A 19,726-nucleotide genomic window follows, 5' to 3' on the forward strand; every position below is an offset into this window, starting at 1 on the left:
TCCCGGAGGGCGTGGGTCGGGGCGCGGGGGGCCGCGGGCGGCGCCGCGGCCCCCTGTGCGTACGGGGCGTCAGCCCGTCGTGACGAACTCGGCGAGGGCCCGCGTCAGGTACCCGGGGTCTTGGGCGCCGACCAGCTCGCGCGCGGAGTGCATGGACAGGCCGGGGATGCCCACGTCCACGGTGGTCACGCCGAGTTGGGCGGCGGTGAGCGGGCCGATCGAGGTGCCGCAGGCCATCGCGTTGTTGGAGACGAACCGCTGCCACGGCACGTCGGCCCGCTCGCAGGCGGCGGCGAAGGCCGCGAACCCGGTGCCGTCGGTGGCGTACCGCTGGTTGACGTTGACCTTCACCACGGGGCCGCCGTTGGGCAGCGGGTGGTTGTCCGGGTCGTGGCGCTCGCTGTAGTTGGGGTGCACGGCGTGGGCCATGTCGGAGGACACGCAGAACGACCCGGCGATGGCCCGCGACCAGTCCTCGCCGCCACCTCCGCGACCGCTGACGGAGCGGTTCAGGATCCGCTCCAGCAGCGGGCTGCGGGCGCCGGTCTCGGAGCCGCTGCCGCACTCCTCGTGGTCGAAGGCCGCGAGCACGGGGATCCGCGGGCCCTCCGCCGGGACCGTGTTCCTCGCGTACGCCTCGGCGGCGGCCGTGAGCGCGGTGACGCCCGCGTGCACGGACACCAGGTTGTCCAGGCGCGAGGACACCAGGAACTCGCTTTCCTCGCCGAGGTGTCCGGGGGGCTGGATGTCGTGCAGCATCAGGTCCCAGCCGAGGATCTGGTCGGGGTCCCGGTCGGCGGCGCGGGCGATCCGGCGCAGCAGCGCGCCCGGCTCCGAGGCGCCCAGGGCCCAGATGGGCTGCGTCTGGCGCTGCCGGTCGAGGGCGAGGCCGTCGTTCACCGATCGGTCCAGGTGGATGGCCAACTGCGGTACCCGGAAGAGGGGTTCGTCGATCTTGACGAGGGCGGAGCCGCCGTCGCGCAGGCTGATCCGGCCCGAGATGCCGAGGTCACGGTCGAGCCAGGTGTTGAGCGGGACGCCTCCGTAGACCTCCACGGCGATCTGCCGCCAGCCGGCGGACGAGGTGTCGGGCGTGGGCTTGACCCGCAGGTTGGGCGAGTCCGTGTGCGCGCCGATGATCCGGAAGGGGGTGTGCGCGGGTGCCCCCTCGGGGACGTACCAGGCGATGAGGGCGCCGGCGCGGGTGATGAACCTGCCTCCGGTGCCGCCGGTCCATTCCTCGGTCTCGCTCAGCTCGGTGAAGCCGGCCTTCTCCAGGCGGCGGGCGGACTCGGCCACCGCGTGGTAGGGCGAGGAGCTGTCCTTCAGGAAGGCGAGCAGGTCCTCGGCGTGGCTGGGGTCGTTGACCAGAGTCATTCGGATTCCGCCTCTCGGGGCGTCGGTTGAGTGCTGAGCAGGGCCGCGATCCGACGGTCGGGTTGGGCGCTCAGGTCTGCGAGCAGCGTTGCGTAGGAAGAAAGGAGGTCTTCGGCAGTGCGCCCGTCCCACAGGTCGGCCGAGTACTCCAGGAACGTGCGGTAGCCGAGGGACGGGTCCCGGCGGGGCGAGAGCCCGAAGACGAGCTCGGCCCGGCTCACCGGCGGTGCGAGGTCCTCCACCTCCACGTGGAGGCCGGGGATCTCGATGTCGGTGTCGGGGTAGTTCTGGAACCCGAGGACGTACGGCACCCGGTCGGGCACCTCGGTGGCCCCGGCGTCCCGCATCGCCCGCATGATGCGCGCGGTGGGCAGGACGTTGGCCATGACGGCCATGGCCTCCGCGCCGGTCCGGCCCACCAGGTCGGCGAAGCTCTCGTCCGGGTCGACGCGGACACGGACCATGACGGCGGTCGACGTCATCGCCACGAGCGATTCGAACTCGACGCGCTCGCGGTTGGCGTACGGGACGCTCAACAGGATGTCCCGCACGCCGGAGAGCCGGGCCAGGTGGACACCGAGCGCCGCCGCCGACACCGCGAACGGGGTGACCCTGCGGGCCGTCGCCAACCTCTCGACGGCCGTGCGGACGGCGCCGGGCACCACGCCGCGGATCGTGCCGCCGTCGCCGCTCGACTTCTCGGGCCGGGGCCGGTCCGTGGGGATGTCGGAACGGGTCGGCACGCCTTCGAGGTACGCCGCGCAGTACGCGGCCCGTCGGGCCTCGGTCGCGGGGTCCCTCGTCGCCCTCTGGTGGCGGGCGTAGTCCGTCGGCTGGGAAGCCGGCGCCGCGAGGGTGTGCGCCCTGCCCTCGGCGGCGGCCGTGTACAGCTCGGCGAGCTCGGAGACGAGCATCGAGTGCGCCCATCCGTCGGCGGCGATGTGGTGCAGGACGAACATCAGCAGCCACTCGTCCTCGGCGAGCCGCAGCAGCTTCGGCGGGGCCAGCGTCGAACGGGTGATGTCGATGGGGGTGTCCGCCAGCCGGCGGCACACCCGGTCGGCCCGTGCGGTCCGCTTCGCGGGCGCCAGCCGGGTCAGGTCCTCGATCGGGAGGCGGACGGGCCGGGCGGCCAACACCTCCTGGCACCATTCCCGGCCGGTGCGGGGGTCCTGGGCGGTGCGGGGGTCCTCGGCGGTGCGGGGGTCCTCGGCGGTGCCGGGGTCCTGGACGGTGCCGGGGTCCGGGGCAGGGGCTCGGCCCGTGCCGGGGTCCCGGGCCGTGTCCGGGTCCCGGGCGAAGCGCAGGCGGAGGGCCTGGTGGCGGGCCACCAGTTCGGTGAGCGCGGCGCGCAGCGCGTCGGGTTTCAGGGCGCCCCGGAAGCGGATCCTGGTGGGCATGTTCCAGACCTGCGGCTGCGGCACGGAGAGGTGACCCGCGATCATCCGCTCCTGCTGGTCGCTGACCGGCGCCCGCTCGACGACCTCGCCCTCGCGCGGGGCGGGAACCTTCACGGGCCGGACCGGCGGCGGGTCCTGCGCGATCACCGGGTCCTGCGCGGCGTCCCGGTCCTGCCCGCCGGTCGGGTCCTGCCCGCCCGCCAGTCGGCGGGCCATCGCGCCCAGGTTGGCGTCCGCGAAGAAGTCCGCCATGGCGAAGTCGACGTCCAGCGTCTCGCGCACCCGGTTGATCAGGCGGATCGCCGATATCGAGTTGCCGCCCAGGTCGAAGAAGTCCCCGTCGTCCGGCACCTCTTCGACCTTCAGGACCGCCTTCCAGATCGTCCGCAGCTCCTGCGGAACCTGGTCGGCGGACACGACGACGGCGGGGCCGGCCGCGGTGTCCCGAACCCGTTCCGCATCGCCGCCCGCCATCGCGGCGAGGATCCGGTCGAGGTCGTCCAGGTGGGCGCGCGCCGTCGCCGCGTCGAACAGGTCGGCGTCGTAGCGCAGGCGCAAGCGCAGGCCGGAGCCGCCGCGGATGGCCATCAGGGCCATCTCCAGCGGCGCCGACTCCGTGCCGCCGGGCACCTCCCGGGCGCGCAGTCCGGGCAGGCGGATGCGGGTCAGGGGCGCGGTGTCGAGATCGGCCGACACGGTGATCAGCGGGCGCGGGTGGCCCCGGTCGGGGTTGACGGCGGTCATCAGCGCGTCGAGGTCGACGTGTTGGTGGGCGTCCGCGTCGAACAACGCGTCACGCGTGGCGCGCACGGCGTCGGTGAGGGGCGTCGTGTCCGTCAGGGACACCCGCAGGGGCAGCACGGAGACGTGGAAGCCGACCGTGTCGGCGGTCTCGGGCGTACGCCGGCCGAAGGTGGAGCCGACGACGAACTCGTCCTGCCCGGACCGCTCGCGCAGGACGAGCTGCCAGCCGGTCAGGAGCGTGGCGAAGAGCGTGACGCCCCGTTGCCCGCTCCATTCCTGGAGCGCGGAGGTGCGGGCGGCGTCGAGCCGGATCTCGGCGGCCGCGCCCCTCCCGGCCACCCGGCGTTCCCGGGGGCGGTCGGTGGGCAGGGCGAGCGCGGCCGGCGGCGGCGTGAGCCGGTCCTGCCACCAGCGCAGGTCGGCCGGGTCCCGGTCGGGCTCGGGTGCGCCCACCGTGGTGCCGGCTGGCGCGGTGAAGCGGGCGGCGCGGCCCTCGACGGCGGCCGTGTACAACTCCTCCAGGTCGGCGGCGAGCAGGGCGGCGGAGTGCCCGTCGGTGACGATGTGGTGCATGCCCAGCACGAGGACGTGCTCGTCGTCGGCGAGGGCCAACAGGCGGGGGGTGAACAGCGGTCCCTCGGCCAGGTCGTACGGCCGCGTGCTCTCCCGCGTCAGGACGGCGGCTACGGCGGCGTCCGCGTCGGCGTGGTCCCGCAGGTCGCTCGACCGCAGCGCGACGTCCGCGTCGGCCCGGACGACCTGTCGGACCGTCTCGTCCCCGGTGCCCGTGCGGAACACGGTCCGCAGCGCGGCGTGCCGTTCCACGAGGCCGGCGACGGCCTCGCCGAGGGCCGCCGTGTCCAGGGCGCCGCTCAGCCGTACCGCCTGGATCTCGTTGTAGGCGGCCGGGTCCCCGATGAGCTGGGACGCGAGCCAGATCCGGCGCTGGGCGTCGGTCGCGGGCGCGGACACGTCGACAGACCCCTCGACGGGATCGGCTTCGGCTTCGACGGCCACCTCGCCGGGGTCGTGGAACCGGGCCCGCAGCGCGTCGAGCCGTTCCAGTCCGGACCTCATCAGGTCGGCCGGCATGCCGAAGTCGACGAGGGAGGCGATCTCGTCGACGCCCGCCCGTCGCAGTGCTTCGACCACCGGGACGCAGGTCTCGGGCGTGCCGATCAGGGCGCGTTCGTCGCAGTACCGGTCGTACGCCCGGCGGAAGAGGTAGTCGAGGTCCTCGTCGCTCGCGCCGGCCACGTCCTGGGGGTTGCTCGTCAGTGCGCCCGCGGCCGAGCGCATCTGGAGCGAGGACCGCAGGTAGCGGCTCATCGGCTCCAGCGCCTGCGCCCGCGCCGTCGCGTGGTCCTCGCCGAGGTACGTGTGCAGGAGTACGGTCACGCGGCCCGCGTCGGGGTCGAGGCCGTGCTGCTCACGCGCCTTGCGGTAGTGGCGGACGTTCTCCGCCAGCTCGGCGATCGTCTGGTTCATCAGGTTGGTGACGATGCCCAGGTCGCGTTCCGCCGCCTCCTCGTACGAGTCCCGGCGCCCGGAGGTGGCCAGGAACATCGGGGGCTCGGCCTGCACCGGGCGGGGGTGGACCCGGATCCCGACCTCCGCGCCGCTCCCCGTGGTCCGGCGCAGGGTTCCGCCGCGCCACAGGGTCCGTACGTCGTCCAGGTGGGCGAACCCGATCTCCTTGCGGCGCGCGAAGCGGTCCGGGTGGAGGGCGAAGTCCTGGGCGTGCCAGCCGGTGGCGCAACCGATCCCGACCCGCCCGCCGGACAGGTTGTCGACGACCGACCACTCCTCGGCGACACGGACCGGGTCGTGCAGCGGCAGGACCACGGAGCCGGCGTTCAACCGGATGCGGTCGGTCTCCCGGGCCAGCGCTGACGCGAGGACGGCCGGGTTGGGGAAGAGGCCGCCGAAGGAGTGGAAGTGCCGTTCGGGAACCCACAGCGAGCTGAAGCCGCGCTCGTCGGCGAAGCGGGCCGTCTCGATGATCCGCGCGTACGCGTCGGCGGGCCGCGGCGCGTGCCCACCGGCGTCACCGGCGGGCCCGTCGTCGGCGTCGGGGTAGTCGCCGAAGAAGTACATCCCGAAGTCGGGGGCGGGCCGGGGGCGGGCGGGCCGCGCGGTCGGCCGCGACCGGAGGGCCGGGCGGGTGGTGGGGAAGAAGCCGCCGGCGCGCAGGGCGCGCAGCGAGTCCTTCACCGCGTCGGAGACCCGTTCGACGTCGCCGTCGGTGTGGGCGGTGGACAGGTAGAAGCTGCGCCACTCCCAGACGTAGACCCCGCGCGTCAGGAGGTGCTGGTACAGCAGTTCCATGTCGGCCCGGTGGGTGAACCGGAACATGGAGCCGAAGTGGGCCAGTTCCAGGGGGAATTCCTCGTCCCGGAAGAAGCCGTTCAGGTCGTCGGCGAGGGCGTCGGTCCTGGCGTTGAGCCGCTCCTGGAGGGCGGGGCCCTCGGCGGTGAGGTGAGTGAGGACCGCCTTGGCCGCCGCCATGGACAGCGGGTGCTGCATGTACGTGCCGCCGAAGAAGGTGGTCTCGACCTCGGGCCGGCTGTCGTCGCCGTACCGCCAGAAGCCGCCGTCCACCCCGTCCAGGATGTCCGCGCGGCCGGCTATCGCCCCGATCGGGAAGCCGCTGCCCAGCGCCTTGCCGTAGGTGGCGAGGTCGGGGACGACGCCGAAGTGGTGCTGTGCGCCCCGGGGGTGGGGGCGCAGGCCGGTGAGCATCTCGTCGAAGAGCAGCACGATGCCGCGCCGCCGGGTGAGTTCGCGCAGGGTGCGCAGGAACGCGACGGGGCGCAGTGCGGGGTTGCGGCACTGGACCGGTTCGACGATGACGGCGGCGATGGTGTCGCCGAGCGCGTCGATGGTCTCCAGGGCTTCCTGGCTGCCGTATTCGAGGACGAGGAGTTCGGCGACGGCGCTGTCCGGGATGCCCCGGGCGACGGGCACGGCGCGTGCGGCGTCCGGGCCGGGGCGGCCCAGTACCGAGTCGATGTGTCCGTGGTAGGAGCCGCGGAACATGACGACGCGGTCGCGTCCGGTCGCGGCGCGGGCGAGGCGCAGGGCGGCCGAGTTGGCCTCCGTGCCGGAATTCGCGAACGCCACCCGTTCCAGGCCGGTGAGGTCGGCGAGGAGTTGGGCGACCTCACCGGCCTCGACCGGCCGGGGGCCGAACCGCAGACCGTCGTCGAGGTGCTCGCGCACGGCCGCCGTGACGAACTCCGGCTCGTGCCCGAAGAGCAGGGCGCCGAAGCCCATCGTGATGTCGGTGTACTGGTTGCCGTCCACGTCCGTGAGCCGTGCGCCGCGCGCCGAACGGGCCACCAGCGGGTACAGGGTCTCCTTGGTGGAGCGGCGGAAGCCGACGACGGCCCGGCTGTCGGCCAGTACGGCCCGTCGGCTCTGGGCCAGCTCCTTCGACGTGCGGGTGCGCGCGACCAGGCGGCGGCCGAGCTCGGCGGCGTGGGCGCGCTGGGCGCGGTCGGCGCCGTCGCCGACCATCCCGGAACCCTCGGGCAGCACGACGCGCGGGCCGTGCGAGGACGGCGGCTCCGGCGGGGGCGGCGGGGGCGGTGTCGGTGGCGTCGGCTCGGGCGATGGCGGCGGCGGCGTGAGGCGGTCCCTGGCGGCGGCGAGCTGCGCCGTGAGCTGCCGGGAGAGCGCGGCGGCCCGGTCGGCCGCGGTGCCGGTCATCGGGCGCGCTCGGCACCGAGCAGGGTCATGGCCTCGGACAGCTGCACCAGCATGGCGGCCTGGGTCTCGGCCAGCAGGTCGATCTGGCGGCTCAGCTCGGCGATCTCCGCGCGGTGCGCGTACTCGGTGGCCGAGGGACGCGCGGATTCCACGACGGGTGCGGGTGCCAGTACGGGTACGGGCGCGGGCGCCGGTACGGGTGCGGGTGCCGGTACGGGTGCGGGTGCCGGTGCCGGTGCGAGCACGGTCAGCGGGGCGGGCTCCTCGGGCTCGGCGAACAGGGGGGTGCCCGAGCCGACCGAGGAACCGGATGCACCCGAGGAACCGGACGCACCGCCGTCGACCGAGGAACCGAACGCGCCCGAGGAACGCGAGGCGATCAGGCGGGCCGTCAGCTCCGGGGTGCCCGCGTCCTCCAGCACGTCGCGGATCGCGATCCGCACCCCGAACTCGGCCTCCAACTGCCTGAGCATGCCGATGAGTTGCAGCGAGTCGGCACCGAGACCGATGAACGTCTGCCCGGCACGGACCTCGGCGAGGTCGTAACCGAGGTGGCGCGCGGTGAGTTCGAGTACGCGCCTGAGTACGTCCCGTTCGGTCATGCCGTCCTCCATGGAGCCTTGGTTCGTGGGTGCGCGGTCCGCCTCGGGACCGGAATGCGGTGGGGGCCCGGTCCAGTACGACCGGCGCTGGAAGGGGTACAAGGGCAGCGGGACGCGCCGACCGGCACAGCCGTCGAGGAGCGCGGCCCAGTCGACGGAGACGCCGGCGCAGTGCAGTCGGGCCACCGCCGTCCACGGGCCGTCCGCGTCGGCGCCCGGATCGCCGCCCTCGCGCCGGACGGGCGTGGCGGGCCAGGTGGGGACGCAGGTGGCGTCGGGTACCGCCCGGCGGGCCAGGCCGGTCAGGGGTGCGCCGTGTCCGAGCTCGACGAGGACTCCGACGGGCGCGAGGGTGCCCAGTGCCGCGTGGAAGTCCGCCGTGTGCCGGGCCTGACGGACCAGGTAATCGGCATCGGGGAGCCACCCGATCGGCCGGGTCCGGCCGTCGAGCCCGCTGACGAACTCCACCTGTACGGGTTGGAGTTCGACTTTGTCGGCGACGGCGCGGAACTCGTCCAGCACCGGGTCGAGCAGCGCGGTGTGGAAGGCGCGGTCCACGGGCAGCGGTTCGCTCGTCTCCCCGCGTTCGGCGAGCCAGGAGCGGGCCGCCTCCACAACGGCCGGCCGGCCCGCGACGACGTGCTGCGCGGGCCCGTTGGACACGGCCAGTTCGAGGCGGCCGTGCGCCGACCGTCCGAGGGCGTCGAGGAGTTCCCGTACCCGTTCCAGGGGGCTGAACACGGCCAGCATGGCGCCGGGCTCGGTGCCCTGCATGAGCCGGCCGCGCCGGCACAGCAACCGCATGCCGTCCTCGACCGTGAGGGCGCCCGCGACGCACAGGGCCGCGTACTCCCCCACGCTGTGCCCGGCGACGGCGGACGGGGTCACGCCCAGGTGCCGCCAGAGCCGCGCCTGGGCGACCTGGAGGGCGAAGATCGCCGGTTGGGCGAAGTCGGTGCCCCACCGGCCGGGTCCCTCACCGGCGACGACCCGGGCGAGGAAGTGGTCCTCCCCGGTCTCCTCCCGGTGGATCCGGGCGCACTCCCTCAGCACCTCGGCCGCCTGGGGGAAGCGCGCGGCGAGCGCGCCGGCCATCCCGGGCCGGCCGCTGCCCTGGCCGCTGAAGACGAAGGCGGGCGCGGTCGGGGCCTGCGCCTCGACCGTCCCGGTGTGGTGGGCGGTGACCCCGTCGGCGCGGGCCGGGGCCGCCCCCGCCCGCGCCGCCGGGGACTGCGCGCCGTCGTACCGCGCCGGGTCCCCGAGGTACGCGTCCAGGGCCTCGGCCAGGCGCCCGGCGGGCGCGGTGACGACGAGCCGGTGGCGCAGGTGGCGCCGGCCGAGGGCCAGGGTGGTGAGCACGTCGGCGGGGGCGAGGTCCGGGCGCCGGCGCAGGGTGTCGCGCAGCGCCCGGGCGCTGTCCTCCAGGGCTCGGGGGCTCTGCGCCGACAGGGGCAGCAGGGCGGGGAGCGGGCCGCCCGGGGGGCGTGCGGGGGCGTGCGGGGCCTCTTCGAGGATCACGTGCGCGTTGGTGCCCCCCATGCCGATGGAGTGCACGCCCGCCCGCCGCGGCCCGTCCGCGGCCCAGGGTGCGGCCTGCCGGGGCAGCGTGAACGGGCTGTCGTCGACGCCCAGCAGGGGGTTGGGCCGGGTGAGGTTCACCAGCGGGGGGATCGTGGCGTGCCGCAGGACGAGGAGGGCCTTGATCAGTCCGGCGAGCCCGGCGGCGCTGTCCAGGTGGCCGATGGCGGGTTTGGTGGAGCCGAGGGCGCAGAATCCGGTGCGGTCGGTGTGCCGCCGGTAGGCCTCGGTGAGCGCGGCGAACTCGATCGGGTCGCCCTTGTAGGTGCCGGTGCCGTGCGCCTCCAGATAGCCGATCGTGTCGGCCCCGACGCCGGCGTTCGCCAGTGCGCCGAGCACCGCGTCCCGCTGGCCCGCGACGCCGGGGGCCGCGAAGCCGGCCTTGTCCGCGCCGTCGTTGGTCACGGCGGAGCCCAGGATCACCCCGTGCACGGTGTCCCCGTCGGCGAGCGCCTTCGCCAGGGGCTTGAGCAGGACGGCGGCCACCCCGTTGCCGCCGACCGTGCCGTCGGCCGCCGCGTCGAAGGCCCGTACGGCGCCGGTGCGGGAGAGCGTCGATCCCCGTACGTGCCGGTGCCCGGTGATCTGTGGCAGGTGCAGCGCGGCGGAGCCCACCACCATCAGGTCGGCGTCGCCGGCGAGCAGCGCCTGGCAGGCCAGGTGGACGGAGACCAGGCCGCTGGAGCAGGCGGTGGCGACGTTGACGGCGGGTCCGGTGAGTCCGAGCCGGAAGGCGGCGCGGTTGGCGGTGAAATCGGGGTAGTTGCCGACCTGGATCTGCTTGACCTCGGCCCAGTCACCCGAAACACCCGGGTCGCCCGAAGCACCCGAGTCGCCTGAAGCACCCGAGTCGCCCGAGTCGCCTGAAGCGCCCTGCCGGCCGATCTGATTCGCGAGGTAGCTGTGCAGGGAGTACAGGCGGTAGCCGATGCTCGCGTACACACCGACCCGCTCGGAGGTGCCGGCATGACCGCCGTCCTCCAGCGCGTGGTGGCAGCACTCCAGGAACAGCCGCTGCTGGGGGTCGGTCAGGGTGGCCTCGCGGCCGCTCATCCCGAAGAAGGCGGCGTCGAAGCCGTCGATGTCGGGCAGCAGCGCGCTCGCGCCCGTGAAGTCCGGGGCCCGGTAGAGGTCTTCGGGTAACCCGGCGGCCGCGAACTCGTCGTCGGTGAAGGGGCGTACGTGCGATGCGCCGGAGCGGATGTCGTCCCAGTACCGCGCGGGTGTGTCAGCCCCCGGAAACCTCAGCGCCATCCCGATGACTGCCACGCGCCGGTCCTGCATCGCCGCTCCCTCCCTCGTCGCTGTCCGCCGTCGCCTTCCGCGACGCGTTGCGCTGCCAGAGCACCTGTGCCACGAAGACCAGGGCCACGAGGATGGCGGCGCCGTGCGCGACGGCGACGACCGACAGCGGGGTGAAGGCGTCCAGCGCGGTCGCGACCACGATCATCCCGATGCCGAAGCCGAGGTTCTCGACGGTCGCGGAGAGCCCGAAGGCGTGGGTGCGCAGGTCGCTGGGGAGGGTCTGCAGGTGCGAGGTGTACGAGACTTCGGTGACCCCGTCGGCCGCCCCGGCGAGCAGGGCGATCACGATCGTCGCGGCCCACGGGAACCCGGCGAACGCCAGGATGAAGGTGCCCGACATGACGATGGTGCCGAGTCCGAAGCCAAGCGTTCCGACGGCGCGTTCGGTGCGCTTCGCGTACCGGCGCAGCACCTGTTGGGCGAGGACGTTGCCGATGGCCCACACGCACCAGAAGACGCTGACGAAGACGGCCGGGGAGTCGGCGTCGAGTCGGGTGGAGTACACGGGCAGGGCGGCGTTGTGCGAGGACGATCCCAGTGCGTCGACCCCGCGCAACGCCACCATCAGCAGCAGGGCGGGGGCCGCTCCCAGCGCGGCGAGCGCGGCGGAGGACCGGATCTTCCCCTTCGTCCCCTCGGCGCCCTCCGGGTCGCCCTTGCCCTTCGCGCCGTCGGCCGTGGCGTCGGCCGCGTCCCGGGTCATCGGCAGCAGGGCGACGGTGAGGGCGCAGACCAGGAAGGTGCCCATGTCCGCGAGGAAGGCGGCGGTGTAGCCCATCAGCGAGACCACGACGCCCGAGGAGGCGAAGCCGGCCACCATGGCCATGGAACGCCAACTGACCATCAGCGAGTTGGCCCACGTGGTGCGGCCCTCGCCGACCATGTGCGGGATCGAGCTGCGGAACGCGACCATGAACAGGGTGCCCGCGGCGCCGACCACGGCGGAGACGGTGAACAGCGAGGCCGTGTGGTACTCGTCCGGCACCAGCACGAGGAGCAGCATCGCCGCCGCCTGGAGCAGGTTCGCCCAGAGCATGGCGCCCTTGGCGGACCAGCGGGCCAGGAGCGGTCCGGCGACCAGGCCGGTCAGGAACCCGGCGGCGAACCGCACGGTCATGAACGCGCCCACGGCCAAAGCCCGGTTGGTCACCGCGTACACGTACAGGTTCAGCGCGACCAGGTTGAGGAAGGTGCCGTACGAGGAGATCGCGTAACCGGCCACCAGGATCCGGTACCGACGCTCCTTGAGAGCCGTGCCGGAGGTCACGGATGGGCCTGTGGCGCGAAGGCGTCGTCCCGAACCGAACCAGACATGGATGACTTCCCCCTCGAACGCCCGCGCAGAGTGCCTGGCGAACATAAACCGGCGGCCCTGCGCTCATAGGGATATCGGGTTGCACGAATGTAATGTGCACAGTTGTGAAGCAAGATCATTTCGGCACAGTCGGATGCGATTGCGACGAATCGCCCCCAAACCCCCAGCCCTGCACGGCCGCTCTGACCGCCTACCGCACGGCGCTGCGCGAGGGCCGCGCCCCGCGCGAGGGGCTGCCGTCCTGTCTGTGGAGGCTCCATCTCGTCATGGAGGACCGCGAGGACCCCGGGTACGCCGTACCCGTCACACCCGCCGCGGCGACCTTCGCCACGCTGGGCCCACTGGAGGACCTCCTCGCGGAGCAGCGCCGCTCCGTGCGCGCCGCGAAGGCCCGGCTGTCCGTCTTCGAGGCGGTGTACGCGCAGGAGCAGGACGCGGCGCGCCCCGCCCCGGTCCGGCTCGTCGGCCAGGACGTCATCAGCGCCACGCTGGAGGCGGCCGTCGGCTGCTGCCGGGAGGAACTGCGCACCGTGCAACCCGGCGGCGGACGCCCCGAAGGGGCCCTCGCCGAGGCCCTGGAGCGGGACCTGCGCGCGCTGGAACGAGGAGTGCGCCAACGAACCCTCTACCAACACACCGTCCAGACACACCGACCCACCATGTGGTACATCGAGCAGGTCACGGCGGCCGGCGCCGAGGTCCGCAGCCAGGCCGAGATCATCGAACGCGTCATCATCTGCGATCAGGACGTGGCGTTCATCCAACTGTCCGACGAACCCGCCGAGGGCGCACTGCACATCGACGACCCGTCGCTGGTGCGTTTCCTGACCCGGTACTTCGACCAGACCTGGGAGCGTTCCACCCCGATCCTCCCCACCGGCTCCGCCTCCCGCGGCCCGATCGTCACCTCCGACCTGCAACGGACCATCCTGCGCGCGGTGATCGGCGGCGAGACCGACAGCTCCATCGCCCGCCGACTGGGCATGAGCCGCCGCAGCGTCGCCGAACACATACGCAAAGTCTCCCTGGAACTGGGCAGCGGAAGCCGGGCCCAACTCGGCTACCTGCTGGCCGCGTCGGGCCTGCTGGACGACGAGAGCTGACGCCCGGGGGGGTATCGGCCACCCTGTGCGCGGCTTCCAAGCCGGCGGCTCATACGCCGCTTTCACCGGGTCGGCCGGATGGCCGGGTGAACGTGCTGCCGGTCGCCGACAGAGCGGGCGGGACGCGGACGATTCCCGTGACTGCCGCACCGCGCTCGGGTGTGGTCGCCATGATGCACGCCGCCCCCAACGGGTACACCGTCGAGGCGCGGGCCGCCGACACCGGCAAGCCCCGCTGGTTCTCGGCTCCTTGGCACCCGCCCACGCCGGTCGAGGGCGCGCAGGGCGACACGGAATCCGGTCGGGCGGGGGAGATCCCGGACGTGCTGGCGATCGAGCAGGACGGGCGCGAGTACGTGCTCGCCTACGCGCACGGAATGCGGGGCAAGGATTCCCTCCACGAGGGGGCCGAGGTGGTGCGGCTCGCCGTGTACGCCGCCGATGCCTCGGGCACCTCGGTCAAGCCGCTGCGCGAAATCGACGTCCCCGTCTCGGCGGAACCCGGTGAGGTGTGGGTCGGATCGACCGGTGGGCGGATCCTCGTCGCCTGGGGTTCGGACGAGGCCTTTCCCGACTCGGCCGCGGCGGTGGACGTGGCGACCGGAAAGGTCGACGCGTACGAGAAGCCGAACGGCATGCTCCCTCAGTGCGCGACGACGGTGGCGTGCGCAAGCAGCCGCGTGATGGCGGCCACGGCGGACGGCCCGCTGGTGGGCATGGGTACCGGAGGCTTCGGCATCCCGGGCCGCTGGTTCAGTGACGCCGTACGACCGGGTGGCGTCGAAGCGAAGACGGGCATCATCGGCTCGTGGAACGGCCATGCGTACGGCGTCGCCGGCGGCCACGTTCTCGCGGGCTGGTCGACGGGCGGCACGTTCGGCGCTCCGAACGCCCCGCTGTGGTCGGTGCACGATGCCCGAACGGGCCGGATCAAGGCGAGCATGACCTGCGCCCACCCCGTCACGGACTCCAACAGGGCTCGCGACTACCCCGTGATCACCTCACCTGACGGCCGCTTTCTGGCAGCCGGGCCGGTTGTCTTCGACCTGAAGCGCGGCAAGGGCATCTGCCTGGAGGGCGACGGCGACCGCAAGACGATCGCGCTCGCCTCGATCCGCGACGACGGCACGGCGTACGGGGCCGCCCAGGACAAGTCGGCGACCGACGACACGGAACCGGTCGCCGCGCAGCTGAACCTGACGACCGACACGGGTGAACCGAAGGTTCTCGATGCGGGTATGACAGTCCCGTATCTCACCGGCGTGAACGGATCGGGCCTGTTCCTTGGCCACGACGATGACGGGAAGGTACGGGTCTCGCTGCGGCGCGAACGCTGACCTCGTCCCCGCCTGCGGCAATCCATGCGGCCGGCCCGTCGCCGGAGCCCTGGCCGTGTGCGTGACGGTCCCCGAAGCCCGCACCGGGTCCATGGCCATCGCGACCGGAACCCAGGAGGACGACGAGATGACGAGGACGATGACGATGACTTCTGCGACGCCCGAGGGACGCCCTCCCCGCGCGGCCTTGGCAGCGCCTCCACCATCCAGACAGCGGCCCCACACCCGCGACATCGCCGATATGCGCAGGTCACAGGCCCCGAGAGGGAAGTGACCGAACCGCACGACACCATCCCCGACGGCTGATCCTGAAGTCGCCGCTCGGCATCACCACCTGGAGCCAATCCAGGCCTTCCGCCCGGAGGGCGGCTGCTGAGGCTATCCCTCGTACTCGGTTTCCACGCCCCAGACCCCGAGCAGGCCCGGTACGCGATTCCCATCGCGCACCAGGCCTGGGGTGTCGCCATCGAGACGCAGTCAGGCCTGTTCCCAAGGTGCGGGATTCGGGCGGCGGCGCCACCACCAGCCGACCGGCGTCTGCTCTGCGGAGCCGCCGGTCAGCTCTCTGCGGAGACTCCCTGACGGGTCATCCTCTGTCGCAGCGGCAAACCGCCTGTCCAGCTGCTCCAAGGCCTCGTCGAGTAGCTCAGTGACATCACGCGGCAGGTGGGCACCAATTCCGGCCAGCCCGTCACGCGATTCCAGCCGCTCCCGGTAGAGGTCGGCCGGATACCACCCCGACGGCGCCCACCCGGATTCCATTTGCGTGATGACCCTCTCCCAAACCACCAGGTTGCCCTTCGCGGTCCAGACGGGGCTGCCGGTGCCGTCGTCGAGGGAAAGCCTCGCGAGGCCCGAGGCAGCCTGCCGCACCTTCTCCACCGATGCCGCGAAGGCCCAGGCCACCGGCGTTTCCGGCCGCTGTTCCCGTACGATCTCGGCGAATCTCGTCACGGTCGCCCCCGGCAGTTGCGGCACTGGCGCCTCGACGGCGGTGATCGTGTAAAGGGGAGGCTCGTCGTCGGAGAGTTCGAGCCGGGCTCGGGTGAGAACGCCTTCCGGCGTCACCGCCCAGTAGGCACTGGGTGGTGCTTCCTCAGCGGGAAACAGGACGGTCGTCATGGCGGCCTTCGCGAACCCCGCGGCGAGGTCGGACTCGGGCGGCTGATCAGCGACGTGTTCCTGGGCATAGACGTCAAGCGACCAGGCCACATCACCTTGAACTGCCCGGTATTCGCACGAGACGGGTGCATCCCAGTTGCGGAGGTCGGGGTCGCCGTCAGAATCCGCCACGTCCACGTCACCTACCGCGATACCGAGGCATCCGGCAAGTGCGAGGGCCATGGTCTCGGGACTGACGGGGTCGACGGTAAGGAGGTTGTACGTCACGGATACGTCCCGTTGTAGATGGCCGGCGCTTTCTCGACGATGCCTGGATTGTTCGTGAAGTGGTCGCCTAGTTGTGTTGCCCCGGGAGGTTGTGGACAGGTGATGCAGGACTCGGCTGAGGCATCTTGAACGGGTGAGGGCTTTTCGGGTTCGGTGTGGATTGCGACATCTCCACCGACCAACAGCAGGCCCTCACACCCCGGTCGCCGGATGGATACTGCTCAATCGGTCCCGAAGCTGTTCGTCCTGGGCTTCGCCCTCTCCCAGAACGCCACCAGCCACCAGCTCCACCTCGGCGAGGCCGCATAGACCGAGATCCACAACCCCCGCAGACACCGCGACGACCGTGCCCACAGAGGGCGCGGCTGTCTTTCGTGCCCCGGGTCCACAGCCGACCAGAGCCACCCCGTGTGTGCCCGGGAAAGCGTCCGCGAGGACGCTGCGCCCTCCGCATACGCACGCAAGCTGACCAGGACGTTTGTCCGTCCGCGTCGGGCGGCCCCTGCGGGGTTTCCGACAAGGTTCGCGACAAGCCCCCGCCTTCGTGGGGCTTGACGGAAACCCTAGAAGCCCAGGTCAGAGGCTTACCGCGGAAGCTGTCGAAAACGCTCCGCTCCCCTTCTCGGAACGCTCAGCACATCGCTGCAGCTCAGAAGCCCCCAGGCCGGGATGAGATCGTCCGGGACCGCCCGTTGCGCGACGCGCGCCGGGCTTGAAAGCATTGACGTGTTCAGAGGAACACGCACGATCCGAGCACGTGGGCTCAGGCCGCCCGTGTCGGGCAGGTCAGAGCTGTGGAAACCGGCTCACATTGCCCCTACGCCGCCTGTCGGAACATGATCAAATGGCGCCATGGTGTGGGACGAATGGGAAAAGGCCAAGGTAGATGTCGCCGGCGAGCGCCAGGTGTCGATGCGCCTCAACCAGGTGACCAGCGGACCTGGTGGCGGTCAGGCCGACCTGGTCGTACACCAGGATGACCTGGGCGAAGTGGGTCATGAGGCCTTCCTGCTGCATGGGCAGCTGCAGAAGCAGGCCGATATCGCCGGCGCCGGTGCCGACGGGTCAGGAAACGGCTCCACGATGCAGGCCGCAGGATCCTTGAAGACGGCCGGCTTCTCTCTCGGCGGCGAGCTGGAGACCACCGTGTCCGTGTGGACATCTCAGGTGAAGACGGTCCTGCAGGCATGCGCCCACATCTCGAACCACCTGGACTACTCCAAGAAGGCGCACGCCGCGGACGACGAGGCCATCGCGGCCTCGCTCCGCAACCGCGACGGCTCGGCCGTGCCCGTCTCCCGTATCGACGAGTACCTCAAGTAGGGAGCACGGCATGGACTACTCGGACCTCATGGAACTGGACCTCACGAAGCTGGGATCCGCCGTTCAGGACTGGAAGCGTACGGCCGACGCTCTGCAGAGCCTGGGGGGACAGGCGCGCGACGGGGCAAAGGCCAAGGCCGAGAAGGCCCGCTGGGAAGGCGTGAACGCCGGTGTGACCCGCGCCTTCGTCGGTAAGACGGTCAAGGAGATAGAGGACCTCCACACGGAGGCCAAGAGCATCTTCGGCGTCCTCCAGGACGCCCACTCCGAACTGGTGGCCATCCAGCAGCAGGCGAAGAACGTGACCGCCGATGCCAAAGAGGCAGGCTTCAACGTCCGTGTGGGGCAAGGCGGAGCGGTGACGATCGAGGATGCCCTGATCTGTGAGGTGGACGGTCCCGGCCAGCGCAAGCAGGACCTCATGCGCTGGTACGCCGACACCCTGAGCGGAGTAGTGAGCCACGCGGCCGAGGTCGATGCCGCTGCCGTACGCGCTTTGCGTGGCAGCCATGGCGCGGATCCGCACAACGCCGGCCATGCGACGTACACCTCCCTAGACCAGGAGATGCTCCCGCGAGCACTGAAACTGGCCGGGCTCGGCGAGGAGGCCGACACCAAACAGCGGAAGGAGCTGCAGCGGCTCTGGCAGTCCCTCGGCCCCGAGGCCCGGGCCCAGCTGTGGACCCAGCACCGGGACGACCTCCTGGCGGCCGGCCTGCTCCGCCCTCAGGTCAAGCAGGTCGCCGCGGACGACGGCGCCGGCCCGTACGACGTCGAATCGCCAGGAATAGCGGACTACTGGAAAGAGATCCAGGCCAACGGCATCTCGAACTCCGGCGACTTCATGGGCAAGACCGACGCGGCCCGACACATGGATCACTACCTCAACGGCAGCGGCAAGACGCTCGATCTGGACGTCGACCGCATGCTGGCCGACGACCCGGCGCTCCGGGACGAGGTGGCACGGATCCGGGCCACAGAGCAGGACGAGTGGCGGCAGCAGGCACTGGATGCCTTCGAGAAGTCGGGTGGCAAGCCTGTCGCCATCCCCGTGGAATCCGGCAGCAGCGGATACGAACACGAAAAGGGCCCGGACGGTACGAACAACTGGTACCTGGCCGTAGGCAGCGGCATGACCAACACGACCGGGGTGGTCACCGCCGTCCCCGGACCCGATGGGAAACCGCAGGTCAGCATCGACTACCAGGTCAATGTGTGGGACCGCTACAACTGGGACGGAATCAAGGCCACGCCGATCGGACCGACCACCGTCACCGATGCCGACATGGCCCGCATGCACACGACAGGACTGGCCAGGGAGTTCGACATGCGAGGAAGCAGCTCGGTACAGCGACACGACCTGTCGGCAGGAGGGTCCTGGCCCGCACCCGAGGACACCGGGCGGAGCGGCACCCGTACGGACATCGGCCGCAATTCGGCCGCCCGGTGATCCGCGCACCACGCCCGGGCCCCGCCCCGGCGCTCGCAGTGGCAACGGTGCTGCTCGGCGTGCTCGCCGCGGGATGCTCCGGGGCGTCCGGCGGTAGCGGCAGGGAAGGCGGCCGCTCGGCGGACCCGGGGACGTCCGACTGGGTCGAGGGAGCCACCGCCGAGTCCATCGCCCGGACCCTGCACGTGGAGGTCCCCTCGACAGCGACCCAAACCGCGGCAGCGCACCGCAGGGGGTTCCAGGACGACGGGTTGATCCTGTCCTTCGTCCTGCCCGCGGAAGCCGTGGACTCCTTCCTCACCCAGCTGAAGCCGGAGCAGCCCCTCAGACTGCGCGCGCAGCCCTTCGCCGCCGAGGCAACACCGGCCACGCCGTTCGCACGCCTGGGGCTGCCGGAACCGGATTCGCTTCCCAAGGTCAGGGAGGGGCAGGTGTGCGCTCCCTGCAAGGGCGACCTGAACTGGCTCAAGGTCGCGGTGGCGCAGATCGACGAACGGAGCAGCCGCGTCTACCTGAGAGGGGTCGACTGACGCCCGCAAGAGCCGCGGTGCGGTCTGACGCCCAGCCGTCCGCAGAGGCAGCGGTGTTGCAAGCACACGTCAACGCGGTCGCGCCCCGGCAGGGGGAGGCCGGTCCAGTCGGCCTTCGTCGCCAGGACGCCGGCCCCCAGCCCATCAGAACACCCAGGCCCCGCGCCCGCGGCAATCCATGCGACCACTCCCAGCACGATCCGCTAGGCTGTCAGCGGTCAGTCGGCTACCAGGCGTATGCCGGGAAAAGTGTCCGCGAGGGCATCTCCACCCGGATGTGTGCACGTCGCCTGACCAGCATGTTTGTCGAGACGGCGCGCGTGATCCCTCCGGGGTTTCCGACAAGGTTCGCGACAAGCCCCCGCCTTCGTAGCTCAGGGGATAGAGCACGGCTCTCCTAAAGCCGGTGTCGCAGGTTCGAATCCTGCCGAGGGCACATCGACGCGAGACCCCCGCCGATCACGGCCGGGGGTCTTCGTCGTTTCCGGGGCACGGGGGCACCGGGGCACGGGGGCAAGTCCGGTGTGGGGTGCGTGAGTCGACGCGGACGGAGGCGACGGAG

At 72.0% G+C, this 19,726-nt stretch carries 10 protein-coding genes and 1 tRNA gene; 6 read left to right on the forward strand and 5 right to left on the reverse strand.

The window, feature by feature from the left end; genetic code table 11:
* Positions 1-69 precede the first annotated feature (69 nt).
* From OHA84_RS16295 to OHA84_RS16310, 4 genes are read right to left on the reverse strand one after another with little or no spacing between them, the layout of a single operon-like run.
* Positions 70-1,377 (reverse strand): M18 family aminopeptidase, encoded by a 1,308-nt coding sequence (locus OHA84_RS16295; RefSeq protein WP_053679659.1) that lies wholly within the window; start codon positions 1,375-1,377, stop codon positions 70-72.
* A complete protein-coding gene (locus tag OHA84_RS16300) occupies positions 1,374-7,232 on the reverse strand; it encodes a MupA/Atu3671 family FMN-dependent luciferase-like monooxygenase (protein WP_266971074.1) in 5,859 nt (1,952 codons plus the stop codon). Before OHA84_RS16300 ends, OHA84_RS16295 begins: the two co-directional genes overlap by 4 nt.
* Complete coding sequence (locus OHA84_RS16305; protein ID WP_323181910.1) at positions 7,229-10,681, reverse strand: beta-ketoacyl synthase N-terminal-like domain-containing protein; 3,453 nt, start codon at positions 10,679-10,681, stop codon at positions 7,229-7,231. Before OHA84_RS16305 ends, OHA84_RS16300 begins: the two co-directional genes overlap by 4 nt.
* Positions 10,641-11,939 carry an MFS transporter gene (locus OHA84_RS16310; RefSeq protein WP_371591594.1) on the reverse strand — a complete coding sequence of 433 codons (1,299 nt, stop codon included), beginning with the start codon at positions 11,937-11,939 and terminating at the stop codon, positions 10,641-10,643. The genes OHA84_RS16305 and OHA84_RS16310 overlap by 41 nt, the downstream gene beginning before the upstream one ends.
* Before the next feature lie 197 nt (positions 11,940-12,136).
* Between OHA84_RS16310 and OHA84_RS16315 the strand changes: the two genes are divergently transcribed.
* Both OHA84_RS16315 and OHA84_RS16320 read left to right on the forward strand, forming a co-directional pair.
* Entirely contained in the window at positions 12,137-13,135 is a 999-nt protein-coding gene (locus tag OHA84_RS16315; RefSeq protein WP_053679665.1) for a LuxR family transcriptional regulator, read from the forward strand.
* Between the two features lie 137 nt (positions 13,136-13,272).
* On the forward strand, positions 13,273-14,472 hold the full coding sequence (locus OHA84_RS16320) for a hypothetical protein (protein WP_266971068.1): 1,200 nt from the start codon (positions 13,273-13,275) through the stop codon (positions 14,470-14,472).
* Between the two features lie 477 nt (positions 14,473-14,949).
* Here the strand turns inward: OHA84_RS16320 and OHA84_RS16325 are convergent, their stop codons facing one another.
* On the reverse strand, positions 14,950-15,861 hold the full coding sequence (locus tag OHA84_RS16325; protein WP_266971066.1) for a hypothetical protein: 912 nt from the start codon (positions 15,859-15,861) through the stop codon (positions 14,950-14,952).
* An 852-nt stretch (positions 15,862-16,713) separates the two neighbouring features.
* Between OHA84_RS16325 and OHA84_RS16330 the strand changes: the two genes are divergently transcribed.
* From OHA84_RS16330 to OHA84_RS16345, 4 genes are all read left to right on the forward strand, one after another.
* Positions 16,714-17,184 (forward strand): hypothetical protein, encoded by a 471-nt coding sequence (locus tag OHA84_RS16330; RefSeq protein ID WP_266971064.1) that lies wholly within the window; start codon positions 16,714-16,716, stop codon positions 17,182-17,184.
* Positions 17,185-17,194: 10 nt separating this feature from the next.
* Positions 17,195-18,634: a hypothetical protein gene (locus OHA84_RS16335; protein WP_266971062.1), complete on the forward strand. Its 1,440-nt coding sequence runs from the start codon at positions 17,195-17,197 to the stop codon at positions 18,632-18,634.
* Positions 18,635-18,672: 38 nt separating this feature from the next.
* Complete coding sequence (locus OHA84_RS16340; RefSeq protein WP_266971060.1) at positions 18,673-19,164, forward strand: hypothetical protein; 492 nt, start codon at positions 18,673-18,675, stop codon at positions 19,162-19,164.
* Positions 19,165-19,527: 363 nt separating this feature from the next.
* Positions 19,528-19,600 (forward strand) — tRNA-Arg (locus OHA84_RS16345).
* Positions 19,601-19,726 lie beyond the last annotated feature (126 nt).

Source organism: Streptomyces sp. NBC_00513 (assembly GCF_041431415.1).
Taxonomy (GTDB): domain Bacteria; phylum Actinomycetota; class Actinomycetes; order Streptomycetales; family Streptomycetaceae; genus Streptomyces.